Consider the following 18093-nt stretch of genomic DNA (forward strand, 5'->3'; position numbering starts at 1 on the left):
CAATTTTTGCGGCGTTTTTTGTATTCTAAGTGACCTGCTTTCGAGATAAGTTGTTATCCCAAGTCCAGGTTAACTATTATTTAGCTTGGCGGCTAGCGCGTTTACGCTCGCTTTCAGTCAGTAATTTCTTACGAATACGGATGCTTTCAGGCGTTACTTCTACTAGCTCATCATCATCAATGAACTCAAGCGCTTGTTCTAGCGACATCACGATAGGTGGCACAAGGTTTTGTGCTTCGTCAGTACCTGCTGCACGTACGTTAGTTAACTGCTTACCTTTAAGTGCATTTACCGTTAGGTCGTTGTCACGGCTATGAATACCGATGATCATACCTTCGTAAACCTCAACACCGTGACCAATGAATAGGCGACCACGCTCTTGTAGGTTAAATAGTGCGTTTGTTAGCGCTTTACCTGGTGCATTCGCGATTAGTACACCATTCTTGCGCTGACCAATGTTACCGCCTTTGTGTGGACCGTAATGTGAGAACGTGTGGTACATCAAACCAGAACCAGACGTTAACGTCATAAACTCTGTTTGGAAACCAATTAAACCACGTGCAGGCATCATGAAGTCCATACGCACACGACCTTTGCCATCTGGAGACATGTCAGTCATTTCTGCTTTACGCAGACCAAGCTGCTCCATGATAGAACCTTGGTGCTCTTCTTGACAGTCAATGGTTACTGTTTCGTACGGCTCTTCTAGCTGACCATCAACTTCACGTAGGATTACTTCTGGACGAGATACTGCAATCTCGTAGCCTTCACGACGCATATTCTCAATCAGAATACCCAAGTGAAGTTCACCACGACCAGATACACGGAAGCTATCTGGGTTATCGGTTTCTTCAACACGTAGTGCAACGTTGTGCACAAGCTCAGCTTCTAGACGCTCAAGGATATTACGCGAGGTGACGTATTTACCTTCTTGGCCTGAGAATGGAGACGTGTTTACAGAGAAAGTCATTGTTACTGTTGGTTCATCAACAGATAACGGAGGCAATGCTTCAACATTGTTCTGGCAACAGATAGTGTCAGAAATTTTCAGTTCGCCAAGACCTGTGATTGCGATGATATCACCTGCAGTTGCTTGCTCAACCTCATGACGGTCAAGACCTAAGTAACCAAGTACTTGACCTACTTTACCGTTACGCGTCTTACCATCAGCACCGACGATAGTCACCTGTTGGTTAGGCTTAACTGAACCACGCTTGATGCGGCCAACACCGATAACACCTACGTATGAGTTGTAATCAAGCTGAGAAATTTGCATCTGGAACGGACCTTCAGGATCCGCGTTAGGCGCTTCAACTTCGTCTACGATAGCTTGGAACATTGGTTCCATATTGTCAGACGGCTCATCTAGGTCAAGTGTTGCCCAACCGTTGATTGCTGATGCGTAGATCACTTTAAAGTCTAGCTGTTCGTCAGTTGCACCTAAGTTATCGAATAGGTCAAAAACTTGGTCCATTACCCAATCAGGACGAGCACCCGGCTTGTCGATTTTGTTGATTACAACAATAGGCTTAAGACCCTGAGCAAACGCCTTTTGCGTTACGAAACGCGTTTGTGGCATCGGACCTTCTTGTGCATCAACTAGTAGTAATACTGAGTCAGCCATCGAAAGAACACGTTCTACTTCACCACCGAAGTCGGCGTGTCCCGGAGTATCTACGATATTGATACGGTAGTCGTTCCACTTGATTGCGGTATTTTTTGCAAGGATGGTGATACCACGCTCTCTTTCAAGATCGTTTGAATCCATCACTCGCTCTTCATTACCACCGCGCTGCTGTAGTGTACCTGATTGCTCAAGTAGCTTGTCTACAAGCGTTGTTTTACCGTGGTCTACGTGCGCGATAATCGCGATATTTCTTAACTTTTCGATGCTCATATTATTACTCAGTGAAGTTGGCCCTCAGTGATCCTAGTCGATCTACGCAAAAATGCGCGTTGAGATTGCCCGATTGAGAATTAAAGGTCGCGTATTATCTACTATTAATGTGACAGATGAAAGTTTATCCAACATTTTTTTCAATAATCCTGATCGGTCCGTGTATAAATCAACAACCTAGTCTGGCTTCTGTACGGTCTGATCGCAGCTATAGTCCATTTATGGTCTTTTATCGTCCGATTATGGACTGAACACTTGTAAATAAAAGACAAATATCATTAATATCAATAAGGTAAGTTTGGCATAGGCGTTGCTGCTCCCCTGTAGAGTAGAATAACTATCACAGCATACCGATACACAAGGTGCGTGGATTTGGAGTAAATATGGTAACGCATTCACTTAAAATGGCCTGGCAAAAACTTCGCAGCCATGTCAGTTACACCCTAACAATAATAATTACGCTCGCGCTGACACTCGGTGCGCTGGTAGCGATGTATAACCTAAACTATCAATTGCTCGCAGCTCCGCTTCCTTATCCAGATGCAGAGCGCTTGGTATTAATGCGTGGCGCGTTGGTAGATGACAATAATGAAGTGAAGCAAAGCAATTTTATTCCTCATGCTGGCAGCTTAGAGGCGTATGACAAGCAAGCACAATTTTCTGATATCGAAGTGATGGCCATTCAGAATATCAGTATTGATGTTGAACAAAGTTTACCGAGCAGTCCAACATTTAATACTGGCGCGATCACCCCCGAGTTTATGTCGATACTCAATGTGCCACTGGCATTGGGACGGTATTTTTCGGTAGATGAAGGGATAGATAGCCAACAACCTGTCGCGATCGTTTCACACCAAGTGTGGCAACGTTATTTCGGCGGAAATACAAACGTTCTAGACCAAACATTGGTATTTAAAGGGGTGAGCTTTAAAATTGTTGGCGTCACCGACGAGCGATTCATTGAGCCGGTATTATCCACACCTAACTGGCACACCGATGTATGGATCAGTTATGACTATAATGATTCTCCAACACCAACATGGCAAAGGAATAATATCCAGACATATCAATTGCTAAAGTTACATGATGTACAACATGCACGTCGCGCAAAGCTTTCTCTTGAAAACTGGCTGAATGAACAACTACAACAACAAACTGCTGGCGAGCAAACTTTCGCTAATAGTAAAGTACAACTTGAATTTGTACCGATGAAAACTCGTATTATTGGTGAAGCATCACAAGTGAGTATAATGATGCTACTCGGAAGCTCTGTATTACTATTAATCGCATTAAGTAATATTTGTAATTTAGTGCTTTCACGTGCCGCCGAGCAACAAAAAAGCTTTGCCGTTCAAGCCGCTTTAGGTGCCAAGCCTAATCATCTATTTTTCCACATTGCGATAGAATTAGGGCTGTTATTTATCAGCGCAGCAGCATTATCGCTTTTAATCGCTGAGGGGATCATAAGGCTACTAAAATCAGAGGTTGTCGGCCCGCTCGCTCGTTTGCAAGAGCTGCAACTCGAAGCGCATACTATTGCTTTCGCCTTTACTGTCAGTATCTTATTATGTTTGCTACTTTCTTGGATAGTAAGCCGTCAGCTTAACTACCGTCATATTATTCAACAGCTGCAAAGTAGTGGTAAAGGTACTGGCGTTCAGATTTCCGCGATGACCCGCACCTTATTAATCTCATTTCAATTATTTGTTTGCCTGTCACTGCTCACTATTTGTCTGGGGATATTCCAAACAAGCTGGCAAAACTTGCAACGTGATACGGGAATACGAGAACAAAATACCTATCAAGTAGCACTAAACTTAGGTACTTTGCTACAACATATGAGCCGCGAGGAGCGCTCACAACTGCTTCTATCCGCCGTTGACTCATTAGCAAAGTTACCGCAGGTAACCAAAGTAGGCATTGGCGGTTATCCCCCTTTTTCCTATTGGCTACCGGGCTTTTCAAATCGTCAAATGCAATTTGAACCTGGTATCGAAAAAAACTCGTTTGAATATCAAAGTACCACTGGTACTTGGCCATACTTTGACGCCTTTGGGGCAACACTTATCGACGGTAGGGCCTTTACTCATGAGGAAGCCATTAATAATGCACCTGTTGTCATTGTCAATCAGACCCTAGCTACGCAATTACGCCAGCAAGGACAAGTATTGGGCGCTAAACTATACCCCCGAAATGGCCAACAAAGCGTTGAAGTAGTTGGTGTTGTCGAGGACATTTATCTTCCCAAACAACCTGATATTGCAAGGGTTTTCATCCCCTCAGTGCCAACTGGTTACCCCTTTGTGTTAATTGAAACTCACGCACATGCCACCATTAGTCGAGCGGAAATAAATCAGGCACTCACAGGTATCCACCCACAAATGCGCGTCTATAACTTTCAGTCCACGGCCATGCTTTTAGCTACGCACTTACAGCAAGCTCGTGTCATTAGTATGTTTACTTTGATGCTATCGATATTTGCACTTGCGCTTGCGGCACTTGGTATTTACGGTGTATGTAAGTACAGCGTGGCGTTACGTCGGTTTGAGTTAGGCGTGAGAATGTCAGTTGGTGCAACACCGATTGCCGTATTTAAACTGGTATTACGAGATAATTTGCGCCCTATTACTGCTGCGGCGTGCGCTTCTATCATAGTGTTATTGAGTATTTCAACACTTCAAGATACGCTTGTACCTATTACAATAGATAGTGCTGTCCATTGGCTAATTTCACTTGCCACTGTAATCACTTTAGTCACGGGTGTTACGCTACTATCTTCGAGAAATATTATTGCCCGCCCCGCATTACATGCACTTCGCGGAGAGTAATAGAATGATTAGGAAAATAATAAATCAAGGAAGCTTACTTTGAGTGCTAAACCACAAATATTGCTAATAGAAGACAACAGAGAAGTTAGATTAGCTGCGCGATTTGTATTGGAAGATTTAGGTCTAGCCGTCGAAGAAGTTGAAAATCCAGTGCAAGCACTCAGCTTTCTTGAACAACACCAGCCTAGCTTGATCCTACTCGATATGAACTTTGAGTTAGACTCTACATCGGGGCAAGAAGGACTCAGGTTTCTACGACAGCAACAGCAACTTGGCAATACCATCCCTATTGTGGCTATGACCGCATGGTCACATACTGAGCTTGTGGTCCAAGCCATGCAATTAGGCGCCGTAGACTTTCTAGAAAAACCATGGAAAAACCAGCGCTTTGAACAAGTTATTAGGGGCCAGTTACAGCTCAATAAGCTAAAAAATAAAAGCCAAGCTCTTCAGCATGCGCTCGCTGGAGATGCTAAAGCTGTGTTATGGCGCAGCAAAGCCATGCAACACCTGATGACGCAATTAGAAGTCATGGCTCCCACGGATGCCAATATTCTGTTAACTGGAGAGAATGGAGTTGGTAAAAGCTTAATAGCCCAGTGGATACATCAACACTCGCAGCGTGCAGCGCAGCCATTTATTTCCGTTAACATGGCAACCATCCCTGAGCAACTGTTTGAAAGTGAGCTTTTTGGCCATACCAAAGGCGCATTTACTGACGCCAAATCAGACCGTGCAGGACGGTTTAAATTAGCGGATCTTGGTACCTTATTTTTGGATGAAATCGGCACTCTTCCGCTTGCACAACAAAGTAAGTTGCTGCGAGTGCTAGAGTCTCGAGAATATGAAGCCGTCGGCTCAAGCGTCACTGAAGTCGCAGACGTGAGGCTCATTAGTGCAACGAATGCAAACTTAGAGCTGTTAATCGCTCAAGCTGAGTTTCGCCAAGATCTTTTCTACCGCATCAATACCTTCACAATCGAAATTCCCCCCTTGCGTACACGTCCTGAAGACATTGAATTATTAGCGGAACACTTTATCAAAACCCATGGTCAGCGGTATGGAAAAACACAATGCAGGCTTACACCCACAGCACTAAATCAGCTAAAACAGTACGATTGGCCGGGTAATACCAGAGAGCTTGGGCACTTGCTCGAACGCGCAGTGTTATTAACGCAAACGGATGAAATCGACCCCGAGCAATTACATATGAGCACGCCTTCACAACCAAGTGCGAACAAGCTCCCACTCATCACGTTGGAGCAAGCAGAACAACAACTGATTGCTCAGGCTTTGACTAATACGGCAGGAAACAAACAACAAGCTGCTGAATTACTAGGGATCACCAAGCAATCACTCTACCGACGCCTCGAAAAATATGCACTTATTTAAAGAACCCTTGGCGCGCTATTTCGTAGTTAAGTTTTTACTACTCATCGCCATTGAAATTGCGGGAGTTTGTGTCGTCAGTTGGCAAATGGGGATTAACATACCTATTTCCATGCCTCTACCCACCTTACTCTTAATCGCTGCCCTAGTCTTCTGCCAAGGTTTTTTGCTAAAGCAGCTTTATGATCGTTGTAAGCTATCGTTTGAGCGCTGTAGCTACCAAGCCGAAGCGTGGCTCAAGCGCGACTTTAGCCTAAAAGCCAAGCCGACATTTTCTTCGGGCGTTGTCGCCCAGCTGCACAATCAGCTGAATGCTATATCCGATATGCTACAAAATGAAAAAACCGACGACGATATGCAATCATTTCTCGTTGCTGAACTTATCAGTGTGCTAAATACCCCGATACTTATTTTCGACCAGCGTATGCAACTGTGCTTTGGCAATGACGCCTGCTTTCACCTATTTCAAAAACCATGGCAAACCTTACGATATAGCCACCCAGAGGCAATAGGGTTAACTCCTTCTCCACAGTGGCATTTCATCGATATACAGAGCAATAAACGCTGGCAAGTGAGACACAGCACTTTTACTCAGCAAAGCAGGTCATATCATCTTGTTGTTTGTATCGATATTCAGCAAGCACTGCGCGATCAGGAGCTTCAAGCTTGGCAACGCTTGATCCGAGTAATTAGTCATGAAATAAGAAACTCCCTCACCCCGGTGTCAGCCATACTGGAACGCCTACAAACTCGCGCAAAAGACCCAAGGGATCACGAAGCCTTTAATATCGTACTTGAGCGGTGCTTCCATTTGCAGGATTTTATCCATAAATACAGCCAGCTCAACCAACCAATAAAAGTAGAGATAAAACGTCTGTCGGGGTTAGAAGTGAGCAAAACCATTCAAGGCCTTTTCACCGATGTAGCGTGGCAAATTGAACTTTCTCCGGTCTACTTCCATGTTGACCCAACCCTATTTAATCAAGTGCTAATCAATATCATCAAGAACGCCATAGAAGCGAGCCCCGCGGGCTCTGTGCTTACACTGAAGCTATATACCAAAGACAATATTGCTATCTTGGAGGTGCTTGATGAAGGTACCGGCGTTGCCAACCACGATAACTTATTTGTGCCATTTTACTCCACCAAACAAACGGGGGAAGGTATTGGCCTTTACCTTAGCCGCTATTTCGTCGAGCAAATGTCTGGTTCCATTAGCCTGAGCAATCGTCAGGATAAACAGGGAGCGGTTTGCCAACTCACCTTTCCGGTGCCACTTAACTGACCCAATATACTCAGTCCAGTTTTTGAACTCTCACGTCCACAATCGGACCTTTCGGTAAAGCAAAAAAATTAAATACCAATAAAAACAATAGGATAAAATTTGGCATATCGTTTGCTCTTATTGGTTAACCGATTACAGTAAGGTAACTGATGATGGATGTAATAAAACAAAAACAAGCAAGGCCGCTACACAAAGTAGGGCTTATTGTCGCAATCCCCCTAGTGCTGATATTTGCTTGGCTTAGCCTTAAGCTATTCTCAACATCGGACGAGTTCAAGTTACCAAGACAAGCCATCATTGTTGGACAAGTTAAGCAAGGTGATTTAGATGTTAGCGTTGACGGCTATGGTGTGCTTCGCTCTAATAAACAAAAACTGATCACCACACAAGATCCAGCTACGGTCTATGAAATCTTAGTACGCCCCGGTGGTGAAGTTCAGCCTGACACCATCATTTTGAAGATGCAGGACCCCGATCTCTTACAGCAATTAGAAAGTGCTGAAATGGAGCTGAACCGTCAACAAGCAAACTTTCGCAGACAAAAGCTCGCAAACCAGCGCGAGTTATTAATGGAAGTCGCCACCCTTGCCGAACTTACCAGTGAGCATCAATCGTTAGTCATGCGCCGAGAAGCTCAGCAAACACTCAGAGACCAAGGTGTTGTTCCCGCCATTGATGTAAAAATCGCAGAGCTTGAAGAACAGCAGCTGTCAGAAAGAGTACAACTACAGCAAACACGTATAGAACAGCTAAAGCTATTGCATTCAGAAGATTTAACCATCTCGCAAGAACTGATCAACCAAGCTCAGTCTCTTTTCGCCCGGTTAAAAGAAAGAGAAGCGAAACTAACAGTCCGAGCAGGTACAGAAGGTGTGTTGCAACGGCTCGCAGTTGAACTTGGACAAAGTGTTGTAGCCGGCCAAGAACTTGCTCAAGTTGGCAGCACCAACGACCTTCAAGCGCTGGTCAGAGTATCTCAGTCTAAGGCAGAACAAATTCAGGTAGGTCAATTTGCTATGGTCAATACACGCCGCGAACAAGTCCCTGCAAAAGTCACAAGGATCAGCCCGCAAGTACAAGAGGGCACCATTGAAGTCGAGCTCACTTTTGTCAATAGCGTACCTGATTCTGCGCGCCCCGAACTTAACGTAGATGCGCAAATTAGCACACACCAGTTGAAGAACGCACTGTATGTTGAGCGTCCAAGTAACACCCAATCACACAGCCAGCAAACGCTCTTTGTGTTAAACAATGACATCGCAACCCCTCAGTTAGTGTCATTTGGTATTGATGCAGGCAAATTTTTGCAAATTGAAAGCGGTGTCACCCCAAATCAGCAAATCATACTCTCTGATACAAGTACTTATAAAAACGCTAAACAAGTACGGATCATTCAATAATAAATCATCATTAGGATACGATTATGAAAGAAACTATTTTAACCATGTCAGGGATCACCAAAGTTTTTAGTACCGAAGAAATGGAAACTCACGCATTGCGTGGGATTGACTTGGAAATATATAAGGGCGATTTCGTGTCAATTTGTGGCCCTTCTGGATGCGGTAAATCTACCCTGCTGTCAATACTTGGCCTGTTAGACATGCCAACAGATGGTAGCTATAAAATTGAAGATCTTGAGGTTAGCCAATTAACTTTAGCGGCGGCTGCACATATTCGAAACGAAAAAATTGGCTTTATCTTTCAGTCATTTAACTTAATTGATGAGCTGACAGTATACGATAATATCGCGCTGCCATTACGTTATCGTAAAAACCCAATGAGCAATGCCGATATTGATCACGCAGTAATGAGCTGTCTGACAAAAGTAGATATGGCACACCGCGCAAAACATCGCCCAAACCAGCTTTCAGGTGGGCAACAGCAAAGGATTGCTATTGCCCGCGCACTCGTCGGTAACCCCGCATTACTGCTTGTTGACGAACCTACAGGTAACCTTGACTCAAAAAATGGTGATGCCGTTATGGACATGTTGAAAACGCTAAACCTAGAAGGGACGACATTATGTATGGTGACGCACGACCCTAGATATGCCGATATGGCGACACGCAAACTACACCTTCTAGATGGCAAAATACTAGCCCCTCAATCACACACTAACGCCAACGCAGTCGTTGACACGTTCTAGTCCATGATGGAAGCGAGGAAAGTAATATGCTTGTCAAAGACATGAGTGCCAGTCTGTACTCTCTGAGTAAAGTAAAAGTATTTACCATCACGATTATCTCTACGCTAGCACTCACACTAGGTACGCTCGTGGCGATGTTTAATTTAAACTTTACTATTCTCTCTGCGCCGTTGCCTTACCCCAATGCAGAGCAGCTTTACGTTTCAAAAGCAGTGCACTATATCAAGGATAGGGTGGAGTTTGATGATTTCACTCCGATACCTATGCTGCTTGAGATCTATGAAAATGAAAAAACGCCGGAGTCGCAAACCGCCCTATTTGGCTATTCCGAAGAGGTGATTAGAAGTAAAGTTGAAACGCCACAAGTCAATACCACTTACATCACCCCTGAATTTATGCCGATGCTAGGATTTACTTTTCACTTAGGTCGTGGACCGAGCGCAGACGAAGGCCTTAATTCAATGCAGCCAGTCGCGGTATTGTCCTATCAAGCTTGGCAAAAATATTAGCCGCCAGCGGGGTTGTTACTAAGCCCGCATTATACTCGCTGAGAAGTAACTAGCTTCGATAAAATTAACTCCCTGAAGGCAGGGCGCCTCCCTCAAGGCGCCTTGCTTTTTTTATTAAAACACGACCCCTGATCCCAGCTATCGAATTAAATTAATTTTTGCTTTGTTGCGCTTCATAATCTATACCAATACTCCAAACACTTACTCGAAGATAAAGTGACTATCACAGGGAATTGCTTGCACCAATATTGCGCACCATCATGAAACATTTACGCACCAAATTAGTGCAACAAGCTAATCCTTAAATTTCCCAAAAGTTAAAAATCAATATTTATCAAAAACTTAAAAATATGGCACAGATCAAGCTTACTTGTGTGCAATTGCAGTACATTGCAGCAAAAAATAACCCAACGAGTCGGAGGACACATGTCACAATCGGTTTTAGATTTTATTAAAGAGCACGACGTAAAATTTGTCGATTTACGTTTCACAGATACAAAAGGTAAAGAACAACACGTATCGATCCCACATCATCAAGCCGATGAAGACTTCTTTGAAGACGGCAAAATGTTTGACGGCTCATCTATCGCTGGTTGGAAAGGCATCAACGAATCCGACATGGTACTTATGCCTGACGCAGAAAGTGTCAAGCTAGACCCATTCGCAGAAGAAACAACACTTATCGTTCGTTGTGACGTAGTTGAACCAAACACACACCAAGGCTACGAGCGTGACCCACGTTCAGTAGCTAAACGCGCTGAAGAGTTCATGCGTTCAACGGGTATTGCAGACACCGTATTATTCGGTCCAGAGCCAGAGTTTTTCTTGTTTGACGATGTTAAGTACAAAACTGATATGTCTGGTTCAATGTACAAAATCGATTCAGAAGAAGCGTCTTGGAATTCAGACAAAGACTACGAAGGTGGTAACACAGGTCACCGTCCTGGCGTAAAAGGTGGTTACTTCCCAGTAGCACCGGTAGATTCGTCTAATGATTGGCGTGCAGCTACTTGTTTAGTACTTGAAGAGATGGGCCACGTTGTTGAAGCACACCACCACGAAGTAGCAACTGCTGGTCAAAATGAGATTGCGACTCGCTTTAATACTATGGTAACCAAAGCAGACGAAATCCAAGAGATGAAGTACGTTATCCACAACATGGCGCACCTATACGGTAAAACAGCAACCTTTATGCCTAAGCCAATCGTTGGTGATAACGGCTCAGGTATGCACTGCCACCAATCACTTGCTAAAGACGGCAAAAACATCTTCGCAGGCGACAAGTACGGCGGTCTATCTGAAGAAGCGCTTTACTACATTGGTGGTATCATTAAGCATGCTAAAGCAATCAATGCATTCACTAACCCAGCAACAAACTCTTATAAGCGTCTAGTACCAGGGTTTGAAGCGCCAGTTATGCTTGCATACTCAGCACGTAACCGCTCAGCATCAATCCGAATCCCTGTGATCCCATCAGAGAAAGGTCGTCGTATCGAAGTACGCTTCCCAGATCCTGCGGCTAACCCATACCTAGCTTTCGCAGCGCAGTTGATGGCAGGTCTTGACGGTATCCGCAACAAGATCCACCCTGGTGATGCAATGGATAAAGATTTGTACGACCTACCAGCAGAAGAAGCAGCAGAAATCCCAACGGTTGCTGCATCACTTGATGAAGCGCTTGCTTCTCTAGATGCTGACCGTGAGTTCTTAACTCAAGGTGGCGTATTCACTGATGACCTAATCGATGCATATATCGCACTTAAGTCGAAAGAAGTTGAAAAATTAAACATGACAACTCACCCAGTTGAGTTCGAAATGTATTACAGCGTTTAATCGCTATCCAACTACTGCGCTCAGTGCTGCGGTATTGAGCTTGTAGAGCCAAAACTCGTTATGCGTTTCTGGCACTCTTAATCATATGTGTTCTCAAGCCCGTAATTACGGGCTTTTTTGATGAAATTCAAAAACTTAAATAAAGTCCATTTTATGTTCTCATTATGGGAATTATTCATTTGTAACTCGCAATTCCAGCTGCTCTATACTAAAGTATGAACAGTGGTTTACTGTGGAGAGTTGTGGTGCGTCAGTGGTTTCTTATAATGTCGGTTAGCATGACGCTAGCCCTAACAAGCATTGATGCTGCAGCAGAATCCAATCCAAAAATCTATCGCTGGAAAGACAAAAATGGCCATTGGGTTTATTCGGATGTCCCACGACTTGGATCAAAAGAAGTCAAACTTAACGCTAACGCCTTAACCATGCCAAGTGTTGATACCCAAATCCTCGAGCAAGTTGATACCGCGCCAACTATCCGATATACAGCCAAAATCACTTCTCCAGAGCATGAACAGACAATCCGCGACAATAGTGGCAGCGTATACGTGACGGGCACAGTAGAACCAAGATTTACCCAAGGGTTGAGTGTCCAACTGTTTCTCGACGGTGTAGCGACAGGTCCAAAACAAACGAATACCCAGTTCGCTTTACGTGGCATCAATCGCGGCGAACATTCTTTGGTTATCAAAGTGTTTAACCAAAAGGGAACGTTAGTTGCCCAAAGCGATACCCAGAAATTCTTTTTGCACCGAAATACCGTGAATAATTAATGGTTTATTTTCTACTTACACTGGCTTTCAACTAGTAATTGTAAACACGCCATGCTTATCCCCTCTGGTATTAGAGAGGCTGAATTTGACAACTCAAGATGGTCAATCCACAACCTTTGCTCACCCACCTGGACTTGATAGTAGACTTCAGCCTTTGTTTGCAATAAATATTTATCTCGCCAGCTAGGTTGAACGACTCGCATTACACCTGTAAGGGTGGTTTTCTCGCCATTCGTCGCTCGATGTAAATTAGCGGTGTGAGGAGGGAAGCAGCCTGTATACTCGGTAACATACCTAGTGCCTTGAAAGTCACAACCGCTCATACAAATAGCGATAAAAAGGCTCCCCCCGCAGGCACAAGCTAGATGTATTTTTTGACACAAAGTACTAATAATCTCGGCACCTTAAAGTTGGCATGCTTTATTAATAACAAGTTTAGGATACGAGTTCGAAAACCCCTAGTTTCTGAGCTTAGGTGATAATTTACTTCAAAGCATACAAAGCTGTGCTATTCTCATTGCACCATATTGGTGCACGGTGAACATAAATGGATCAACATAACTCGATTGACTTGGATAAAATTTGGCAATCTCTCTCAACCGCGATTTTAGTGCTCGATCAAAATTTAATGATCCACTATGCCAATTACAGCAGCAGTGAACTACTTGGACTCAGCACTAAACGGCTTGTCGGACTGGCGATTGATAGCGTGTTTAATCATCATCATATTGACTTACCGAGGCTCTCTAAATACGTGCTACAAGATGGCGTAGACTGTCAGCAACACAGGGTAGACGTGGTATTCGTAGATAATCGTGTTGCAACACTAAGTCTGCATGCCAGACGAGTTTACCTTGCGGACAAGGCGTATATTTTAGTGGAATGTCGCCGTGTTGATGATGCCCTGCGTTATGACCAAGCATCCAATCAAATGCACCAATTTCAAGCGGCTCGAAACCTCATTCGCGGTCTTGCTCATGAAATAAAAAATCCACTTGGTGGGATCCGCGGTGCGGCGCAATTATTGCAATACGAAACTGATCAACAAGAACGGGAAGAATGTGCCACGCTCATTATTGAGCAAGCAGATAGATTGCGCGAATTGGTAGATAGATTGCTTGGACCCAATCAGCTACCACAAAAAGAACCGTGTAATATCCATCAGGCGTTAGAATCGGTGATTAAGTTAACCACCTTGGAGCGCGATGCGGATATCACCTTGGTAAAAGATTATGATCCCAGTATTCCAGCCATCGTGATAGATCAAGCCAAAATTCAGCAAGTTCTGCTGAATATGCTGCGCAATGCTCAACAAGCGCTACAGCATGATGGTACGATCACTATAACAACGCGCATTAAACACCGTCTTCATCATGGTGAGCGACTATTGAAAAAAGCATTGCTCATCCGTATCAGCGACAACGGTCCGGGGATCGCCGATGAGGTAAAAGAGACATTATTCTTTCCGATGATCACGAATAAAGAAGGTGGATCTGGACTTGGACTCTCTATCGCGCAAACTTTGGTAGAGCAACATCAAGGGTTTATCGAATGCGATAGCTGGCCAGGACACACTGAGTTCAGTATCTACCTTCCCTTTGACAACACCGAAACAGGAAACGTGCAATGAAATCAGTTTGGTTAGTCGATGATGACGCTTCAATCCGATTTGTTTTAGAAAAGGCATTAAAGCGAGCTGAGTTTGAAACCGAGAGCTTCGCCAGTGGTCAAGATGTATTGACGGCACTGGAATATGAGCAACCCGCGGTGCTGATTTCAGATGTACGCATGCCTGGTATCGATGGCATGGCCTTGTTAGATAAAATTGCAGGGCTCTACCCTAGCCTACCGGTGATCATTATGACCGCGCACTCGGACTTAGACTCTGCGGTCAACGCATTTAAAAAGGGAGCGTTTGAATACCTCGCCAAACCTTTCGACTTAAATGAAGCTGTTTCCCTTGTGCAACGTGCATTTCGTGCAGGCCAGCAAACTAAAAAACAAAAGCGACACAGTGAAAAAGCCAATAGTCCCGACATAATTGGTGAAGCCCCTGCTATGCAGGAAGTGTTCCGTGCTATCGGTAAACTTTCCGCGTCAAGCATGAGCGTATTGATTAACGGCGAATCAGGTACGGGTAAAGAGCTTGTGGCAGGCGCGCTGCACAATCACAGTCCGCGCAAAGACGCTTCTTTTATCGCGCTCAATATGGCCGCCATCCCCAAAGATCTCGTCGAGTCTGAGTTGTTCGGCCATGAAAAAGGCGCTTTTACTGGTGCTGACAGCATGCGCCGTGGCCGCTTTGAGCAAGCCGATGGTGGCACCTTATTTTTAGATGAAATCGGTGATATGCCACTGGACGTACAAACTCGGCTATTACGTGTACTTGCCGATGGTGAGTTTTATCGGGTTGGTGGCCACAACAGCGTGAAAGTCGATGTCCGTATTGTCGCTGCTACCCATCAAGATTTAGAGACATTGGTAAAGCAAGGTAAATTCCGTGAAGACTTGTTTCACCGCCTAAATGTCGTCAGGTTAAAACTACCAGCCTTACGTGAACGCCCTGAAGATATCGCCGCACTGTGCGATCACTTTCTTGCAAAAAGCGCCAAAGAGCTAAAAGCCGAGCCAAAAATCATCTCCAAACATGCACTGCAAAAAATGCAAGCATATCACTGGCCTGGCAACGTTAGGCAATTGGAAAACACCTGCCGTTGGTTAACCGTAATGGCGCCGGGCGAACTTGTTACCCCCGCGGATCTGCCCGAAGAGCTAGAAAAGCCACAACAGATTGACACCTTAGAGCATGGTAATTGGCTGGACGCATTCCAAACGTGGTTAGACTCAGAGTTACGTAAAGGAAAAGACCATATTTGGCCAGATGTACAGGCACAATTAGAAACACGACTGATCAAATCCGCACTCAATGCCTGCCATGGTCATAAGCAAGATGCGGCATTAAAGATAGGTTGGGGGCGCAATACGTTGACGCGCAAGTTAAAAGAACGCAATATTCAAGAATAAGTTTGATTTACGAATAGTCTGCATGAAGTTACTTGAAAATGTCCCACTATTTAAACAACTAGAGATCATTAATCGCGTAGCGTTTTTTAAAGAGTTTACGCTTGCCGAACGCCAAGTGTTACTCGAGTCTTTTGGCCACTTATATCTGGTGCAGCAAGAGCGTCATGCTTTCAAACGCTTTGAAAAAGACAATCGCCTGTATATTGTGTTAAGCGGTGAGTTTTTGATTTTTAAACAGGATGCCGCCCATGATTTAGGTAAGGTTGGTCCTGGAGAATTTTTAGGTGAAGGCGCATTTATCACTAACAGAGAGCGCAGCACCAGCGCACAAGCGTTAAAAGACAGCATTATATTGGCGATAACCCCAGATGCACTAACACGCTTGCCCAATGTGATCCGAGAAAAAATCAAAGATAAGCTTATTGAAGGTATGAGTCATCGCATTGCTAAGCTCAATGCATTTATTGAAGAGCAAGAAACCTAAATTAGGAGTGGGAGCCGTAGCTCCCACTTTGTATTATGCTAATAGCTCACTAAATGCATCAAACAAGCTATCTAGTTCTTCTATGGTGTTGTAATGCATACAACCAATGCGCACCACACCACCTTTATCCATCACGCCAAGTTGCTCGCAAAGCCCTTGGGCGTAAAAATTGCCATCCCATACACACATGTGCTTTTTACCTAAGAATTCCGACACGGCACGTGGCTCGATGCCATCAAATGTCAAAGCAAACGTTGGTGTACGCTCAGCGAGTCTCTCAAGTGACTCGATACCAAAAAGCTTAATCTTTTTAAACTCTGCTAGACGCGTTAAGAAGTGCTGGCTAAGCTGCATCTCATGCGCTTTTGTACGTGCAAACGCCTCAACCAGTTTCTCACGACGTGGGGTATCTGAACTCATTCCGCTAAGTGAAGCAATGTAGTCAATCGCCGCAACAACACCCGCTAGCCCTTCGAAACTCTGCGTACCAGTTTCCCAGCGGCCTGGAATAATGTCTTTTGCCGGCTCCACCTTGTACGGAGTAAAACCTTCTAAATGCTCACGCTTACCATACACAATACCCACATGCGGACCAAAGAACTTATAAGCAGAGCACGCAAGGAAGTCGCAATCCAAACCTTGTACATCGATTAGCTCATGAGGTGCATAATGCACAGCATCAACATATACCAATGCACCAACTTGGTGCGCAAGCTCCACAATGCGTTTGATATCGTTGATTGAGCCCGTTGTATTTGATGCATACGTCACCGCAACCAACTTAGTCTTGGCATTTAGTAGTGATTCAAAATGCGCAAGATCAAGCGTGCAATCGGTTTCATTAATACGCACCGCATGTACCTTCGCACCTTTATCTTCGGCGGCTTGACGCCATGAAGAAACGTTTGAATAGTGATCAGCATTAGTCACAATGACTTCATCACCCGCTTGCCATTCGCGAGATAGCGCACGGCTAAAGCTAAAGGTTAAGCTAGTCATGTTGGCACCGAATACAATTTGATCTGCACTTGGCGCATTGAGTAAGTCCGCAACCGCTTGGCGCGCTTCACTCATCAAACTGACGGTCTTATCGCTCGAGAAAAATGCACCACCTAAGTTAGAGTTAAAATAACCAAGGTAAGCAGACATCGCGCTCAATACGGATTGCGGTACTTGAGAGCCACCCGGACCATCAAGGAAAATTGGCGCGGTTCCACCGATACTTTGCATAAGCGCAGGGAACTGACGACGCACTTGATTTAAATCCATACTACCCTCTTAGGCTGTAAATACGAAGCAGTCTAGGTAACCGACTTGCTCGGCATCTAGCTTGTTCATCGGCGTTGCGTTATGCCACACTTCACGGTCATTCACCAGTGCAAATAAACCATCTTTGATTTCCATTTTGAAGCAAGGTTCGGCTTCTTTATGTTCATAAACCAATAGCTCACCACCGGCGATATTTTCGTGAGAAACACCACAAACACACACATGGTCAAAGCCATCTTGGTGTACACCTTCAGGCGCAGGAGGGGTATCGCTTTCAATCGCTAACATGCGAAACTGATGAACTTCTATGCTGGTATCGTCTGCAATTCCTGTCATGGCTTTGAATTCAGCAAGCATATGCTTAAAGCCATCGGTGTTTAACATGTCCAGCTCAAGGTTTTCGTAAACACGCTCAATATTACCTTGGAAAGTATTAATTGAATCGTCTTGAACGAAAGCCTTAGTCGGCTGCAATGTCACTTCACCGTCAGTGAATTTAACCACAGAATAACGGCGCTTTCTGAATGCACCATCGGCATAAGGGTTATCTGGAAGTTGATTGAAAAAAGGCTTAACTGCGTCGATATGTGACTGCGGCAAAAAGCGTAGTTGTAATAAATTCTGGTTGTTTACTGTTGTCATGATCCTCTCGCCCA

Annotated in this window: 15 protein-coding genes; 11 read left to right on the top strand and 4 right to left on the bottom strand. The window is 44.5% G+C overall.

Going from position 1 to position 18093, the window contains the following annotated elements; translation table 11 throughout:
* Positions 1-76: 76 nt before the first annotated feature.
* Positions 77-1897 (bottom strand): translational GTPase TypA, encoded by a 1821-nt coding sequence (gene typA, locus DRB05_RS03110; protein WP_125251358.1) that lies wholly within the window; start codon positions 1895-1897, stop codon positions 77-79.
* A gap of 383 nt (positions 1898-2280) precedes the next feature.
* Here typA and DRB05_RS03115 point away from each other — a divergent pair, with 383 nt between their 5' ends.
* The 8 genes from DRB05_RS03115 (at position 2281) to DRB05_RS03150 (ending at position 12660) form a co-directional block, all read left to right on the top strand.
* Positions 2281-4725, top strand: a complete 2445-nt coding sequence (locus DRB05_RS03115) for an ABC transporter permease (RefSeq protein WP_240036195.1) — start codon at positions 2281-2283, stop codon at positions 4723-4725.
* A gap of 39 nt (positions 4726-4764) precedes the next feature.
* The gene (locus DRB05_RS03120) at positions 4765-6117 is read left to right on the top strand and encodes a sigma-54 dependent transcriptional regulator (RefSeq protein ID WP_128725640.1); all 1353 of its coding nucleotides are present in this window, start codon (positions 4765-4767) and stop codon (positions 6115-6117) included.
* Entirely contained in the window at positions 6104-7399 is a 1296-nt protein-coding gene (locus DRB05_RS03125; RefSeq protein ID WP_128725641.1) for a HAMP domain-containing sensor histidine kinase, read from the top strand. Before DRB05_RS03120 ends, DRB05_RS03125 begins: the two co-directional genes overlap by 14 nt.
* 149 nt (positions 7400-7548) lie before the next feature.
* Positions 7549-8799 (top strand): HlyD family efflux transporter periplasmic adaptor subunit, encoded by a 1251-nt coding sequence (locus DRB05_RS03130; RefSeq protein WP_240036196.1) that lies wholly within the window; start codon positions 7549-7551, stop codon positions 8797-8799.
* Between the two features lie 23 nt (positions 8800-8822).
* Entirely contained in the window at positions 8823-9545 is a 723-nt protein-coding gene (locus DRB05_RS03135) for an ABC transporter ATP-binding protein (RefSeq protein ID WP_128725642.1), read from the top strand.
* A 26-nt stretch (positions 9546-9571) separates the two neighbouring features.
* A complete protein-coding gene (locus DRB05_RS03140; RefSeq protein WP_235956602.1) occupies positions 9572-10054 on the top strand; it encodes a hypothetical protein in 483 nt (160 codons plus the stop codon).
* Between the two features lie 426 nt (positions 10055-10480).
* A complete protein-coding gene (glnA, locus tag DRB05_RS03145; protein ID WP_128725643.1) occupies positions 10481-11887 on the top strand; it encodes a glutamate--ammonia ligase in 1407 nt (468 codons plus the stop codon).
* Between the two features lie 245 nt (positions 11888-12132).
* Complete coding sequence (locus DRB05_RS03150; protein WP_240036197.1) at positions 12133-12660, top strand: DUF4124 domain-containing protein; 528 nt, start codon at positions 12133-12135, stop codon at positions 12658-12660.
* 11 nt (positions 12661-12671) lie between these two features.
* Here DRB05_RS03150 and DRB05_RS03155 read toward each other — a convergent pair whose 3' ends face one another.
* Entirely contained in the window at positions 12672-12983 is a 312-nt protein-coding gene (locus tag DRB05_RS03155; protein ID WP_128725645.1) for a hypothetical protein, read from the bottom strand.
* A gap of 224 nt (positions 12984-13207) precedes the next feature.
* On the opposite strand from DRB05_RS03155, the gene glnL reads away from it, so the two are divergent.
* From glnL to DRB05_RS03170, 3 genes are read left to right on the top strand one after another with little or no spacing between them, the layout of a single operon-like run.
* Positions 13208-14290 carry a nitrogen regulation protein NR(II) gene (glnL, locus tag DRB05_RS03160; protein ID WP_128725646.1) on the top strand — a complete coding sequence of 361 codons (1083 nt, stop codon included), beginning with the start codon at positions 13208-13210 and terminating at the stop codon, positions 14288-14290.
* Positions 14287-15684, top strand: coding sequence for a nitrogen regulation protein NR(I) (ntrC, locus tag DRB05_RS03165; RefSeq protein ID WP_128725647.1), 1398 nt, complete (start codon positions 14287-14289; stop codon positions 15682-15684). Before glnL ends, ntrC begins: the two co-directional genes overlap by 4 nt.
* Before the next feature lie 22 nt (positions 15685-15706).
* A complete protein-coding gene (locus DRB05_RS03170; protein WP_128725648.1) occupies positions 15707-16168 on the top strand; it encodes a cyclic nucleotide-binding domain-containing protein in 462 nt (153 codons plus the stop codon).
* Between the two features lie 33 nt (positions 16169-16201).
* Here the strand turns inward: DRB05_RS03170 and DRB05_RS03175 are convergent, their stop codons facing one another.
* Positions 16202-17437, bottom strand: coding sequence for a cysteine desulfurase-like protein (locus DRB05_RS03175; RefSeq protein ID WP_128725649.1), 1236 nt, complete (start codon positions 17435-17437; stop codon positions 16202-16204).
* Positions 17438-17446: 9 nt separating this feature from the next.
* Positions 17447-18079: a 2OG-Fe dioxygenase family protein gene (locus tag DRB05_RS03180; protein ID WP_128725650.1), complete on the bottom strand. Its 633-nt coding sequence runs from the start codon at positions 18077-18079 to the stop codon at positions 17447-17449.
* Between the last annotated feature and the right edge of the window lie 14 nt (positions 18080-18093).

It is taken from the genome of Pseudoalteromonas sp. A757 (assembly GCF_004103285.1).
Classification (GTDB): Bacteria; Pseudomonadota; Gammaproteobacteria; order Enterobacterales; family Alteromonadaceae; genus Pseudoalteromonas; species Pseudoalteromonas galatheae.

What these genes read in the sequence shown, in the direction of transcription:
- typA (WP_125251358.1), bottom strand. Translation starts at nt 1,897, where the DNA reads ATGAGCATCGAAAAGTTAAGAAATATCGCGATTATCGCGCACGTAGAC.
- DRB05_RS03115 (WP_240036195.1), top strand. Translation starts at nt 2,281, where the DNA reads ATGGTAACGCATTCACTTAAAATGGCCTGGCAAAAACTTCGCAGCCAT.
- DRB05_RS03125 (WP_128725641.1), top strand. Translation starts at nt 6,104, where the DNA reads ATGCACTTATTTAAAGAACCCTTGGCGCGCTATTTCGTAGTTAAGTTT.
- DRB05_RS03130 (WP_240036196.1), top strand. Translation starts at nt 7,549, where the DNA reads ATGATGGATGTAATAAAACAAAAACAAGCAAGGCCGCTACACAAAGTA.
- DRB05_RS03135 (WP_128725642.1), top strand. Translation starts at nt 8,823, where the DNA reads ATGAAAGAAACTATTTTAACCATGTCAGGGATCACCAAAGTTTTTAGT.
- DRB05_RS03140 (WP_235956602.1), top strand. Translation starts at nt 9,572, where the DNA reads ATGCTTGTCAAAGACATGAGTGCCAGTCTGTACTCTCTGAGTAAAGTA.
- glnA (WP_128725643.1), top strand. Translation starts at nt 10,481, where the DNA reads ATGTCACAATCGGTTTTAGATTTTATTAAAGAGCACGACGTAAAATTT.
- DRB05_RS03155 (WP_128725645.1), bottom strand. Translation starts at nt 12,983, where the DNA reads ATGAGCGGTTGTGACTTTCAAGGCACTAGGTATGTTACCGAGTATACA.
- glnL (WP_128725646.1), top strand. Translation starts at nt 13,208, where the DNA reads ATGGATCAACATAACTCGATTGACTTGGATAAAATTTGGCAATCTCTC.
- ntrC (WP_128725647.1), top strand. Translation starts at nt 14,287, where the DNA reads ATGAAATCAGTTTGGTTAGTCGATGATGACGCTTCAATCCGATTTGTT.
- DRB05_RS03170 (WP_128725648.1), top strand. Translation starts at nt 15,707, where the DNA reads ATGAAGTTACTTGAAAATGTCCCACTATTTAAACAACTAGAGATCATT.
- DRB05_RS03175 (WP_128725649.1), bottom strand. Translation starts at nt 17,437, where the DNA reads ATGGATTTAAATCAAGTGCGTCGTCAGTTCCCTGCGCTTATGCAAAGT.
- DRB05_RS03180 (WP_128725650.1), bottom strand. Translation starts at nt 18,079, where the DNA reads ATGACAACAGTAAACAACCAGAATTTATTACAACTACGCTTTTTGCCG.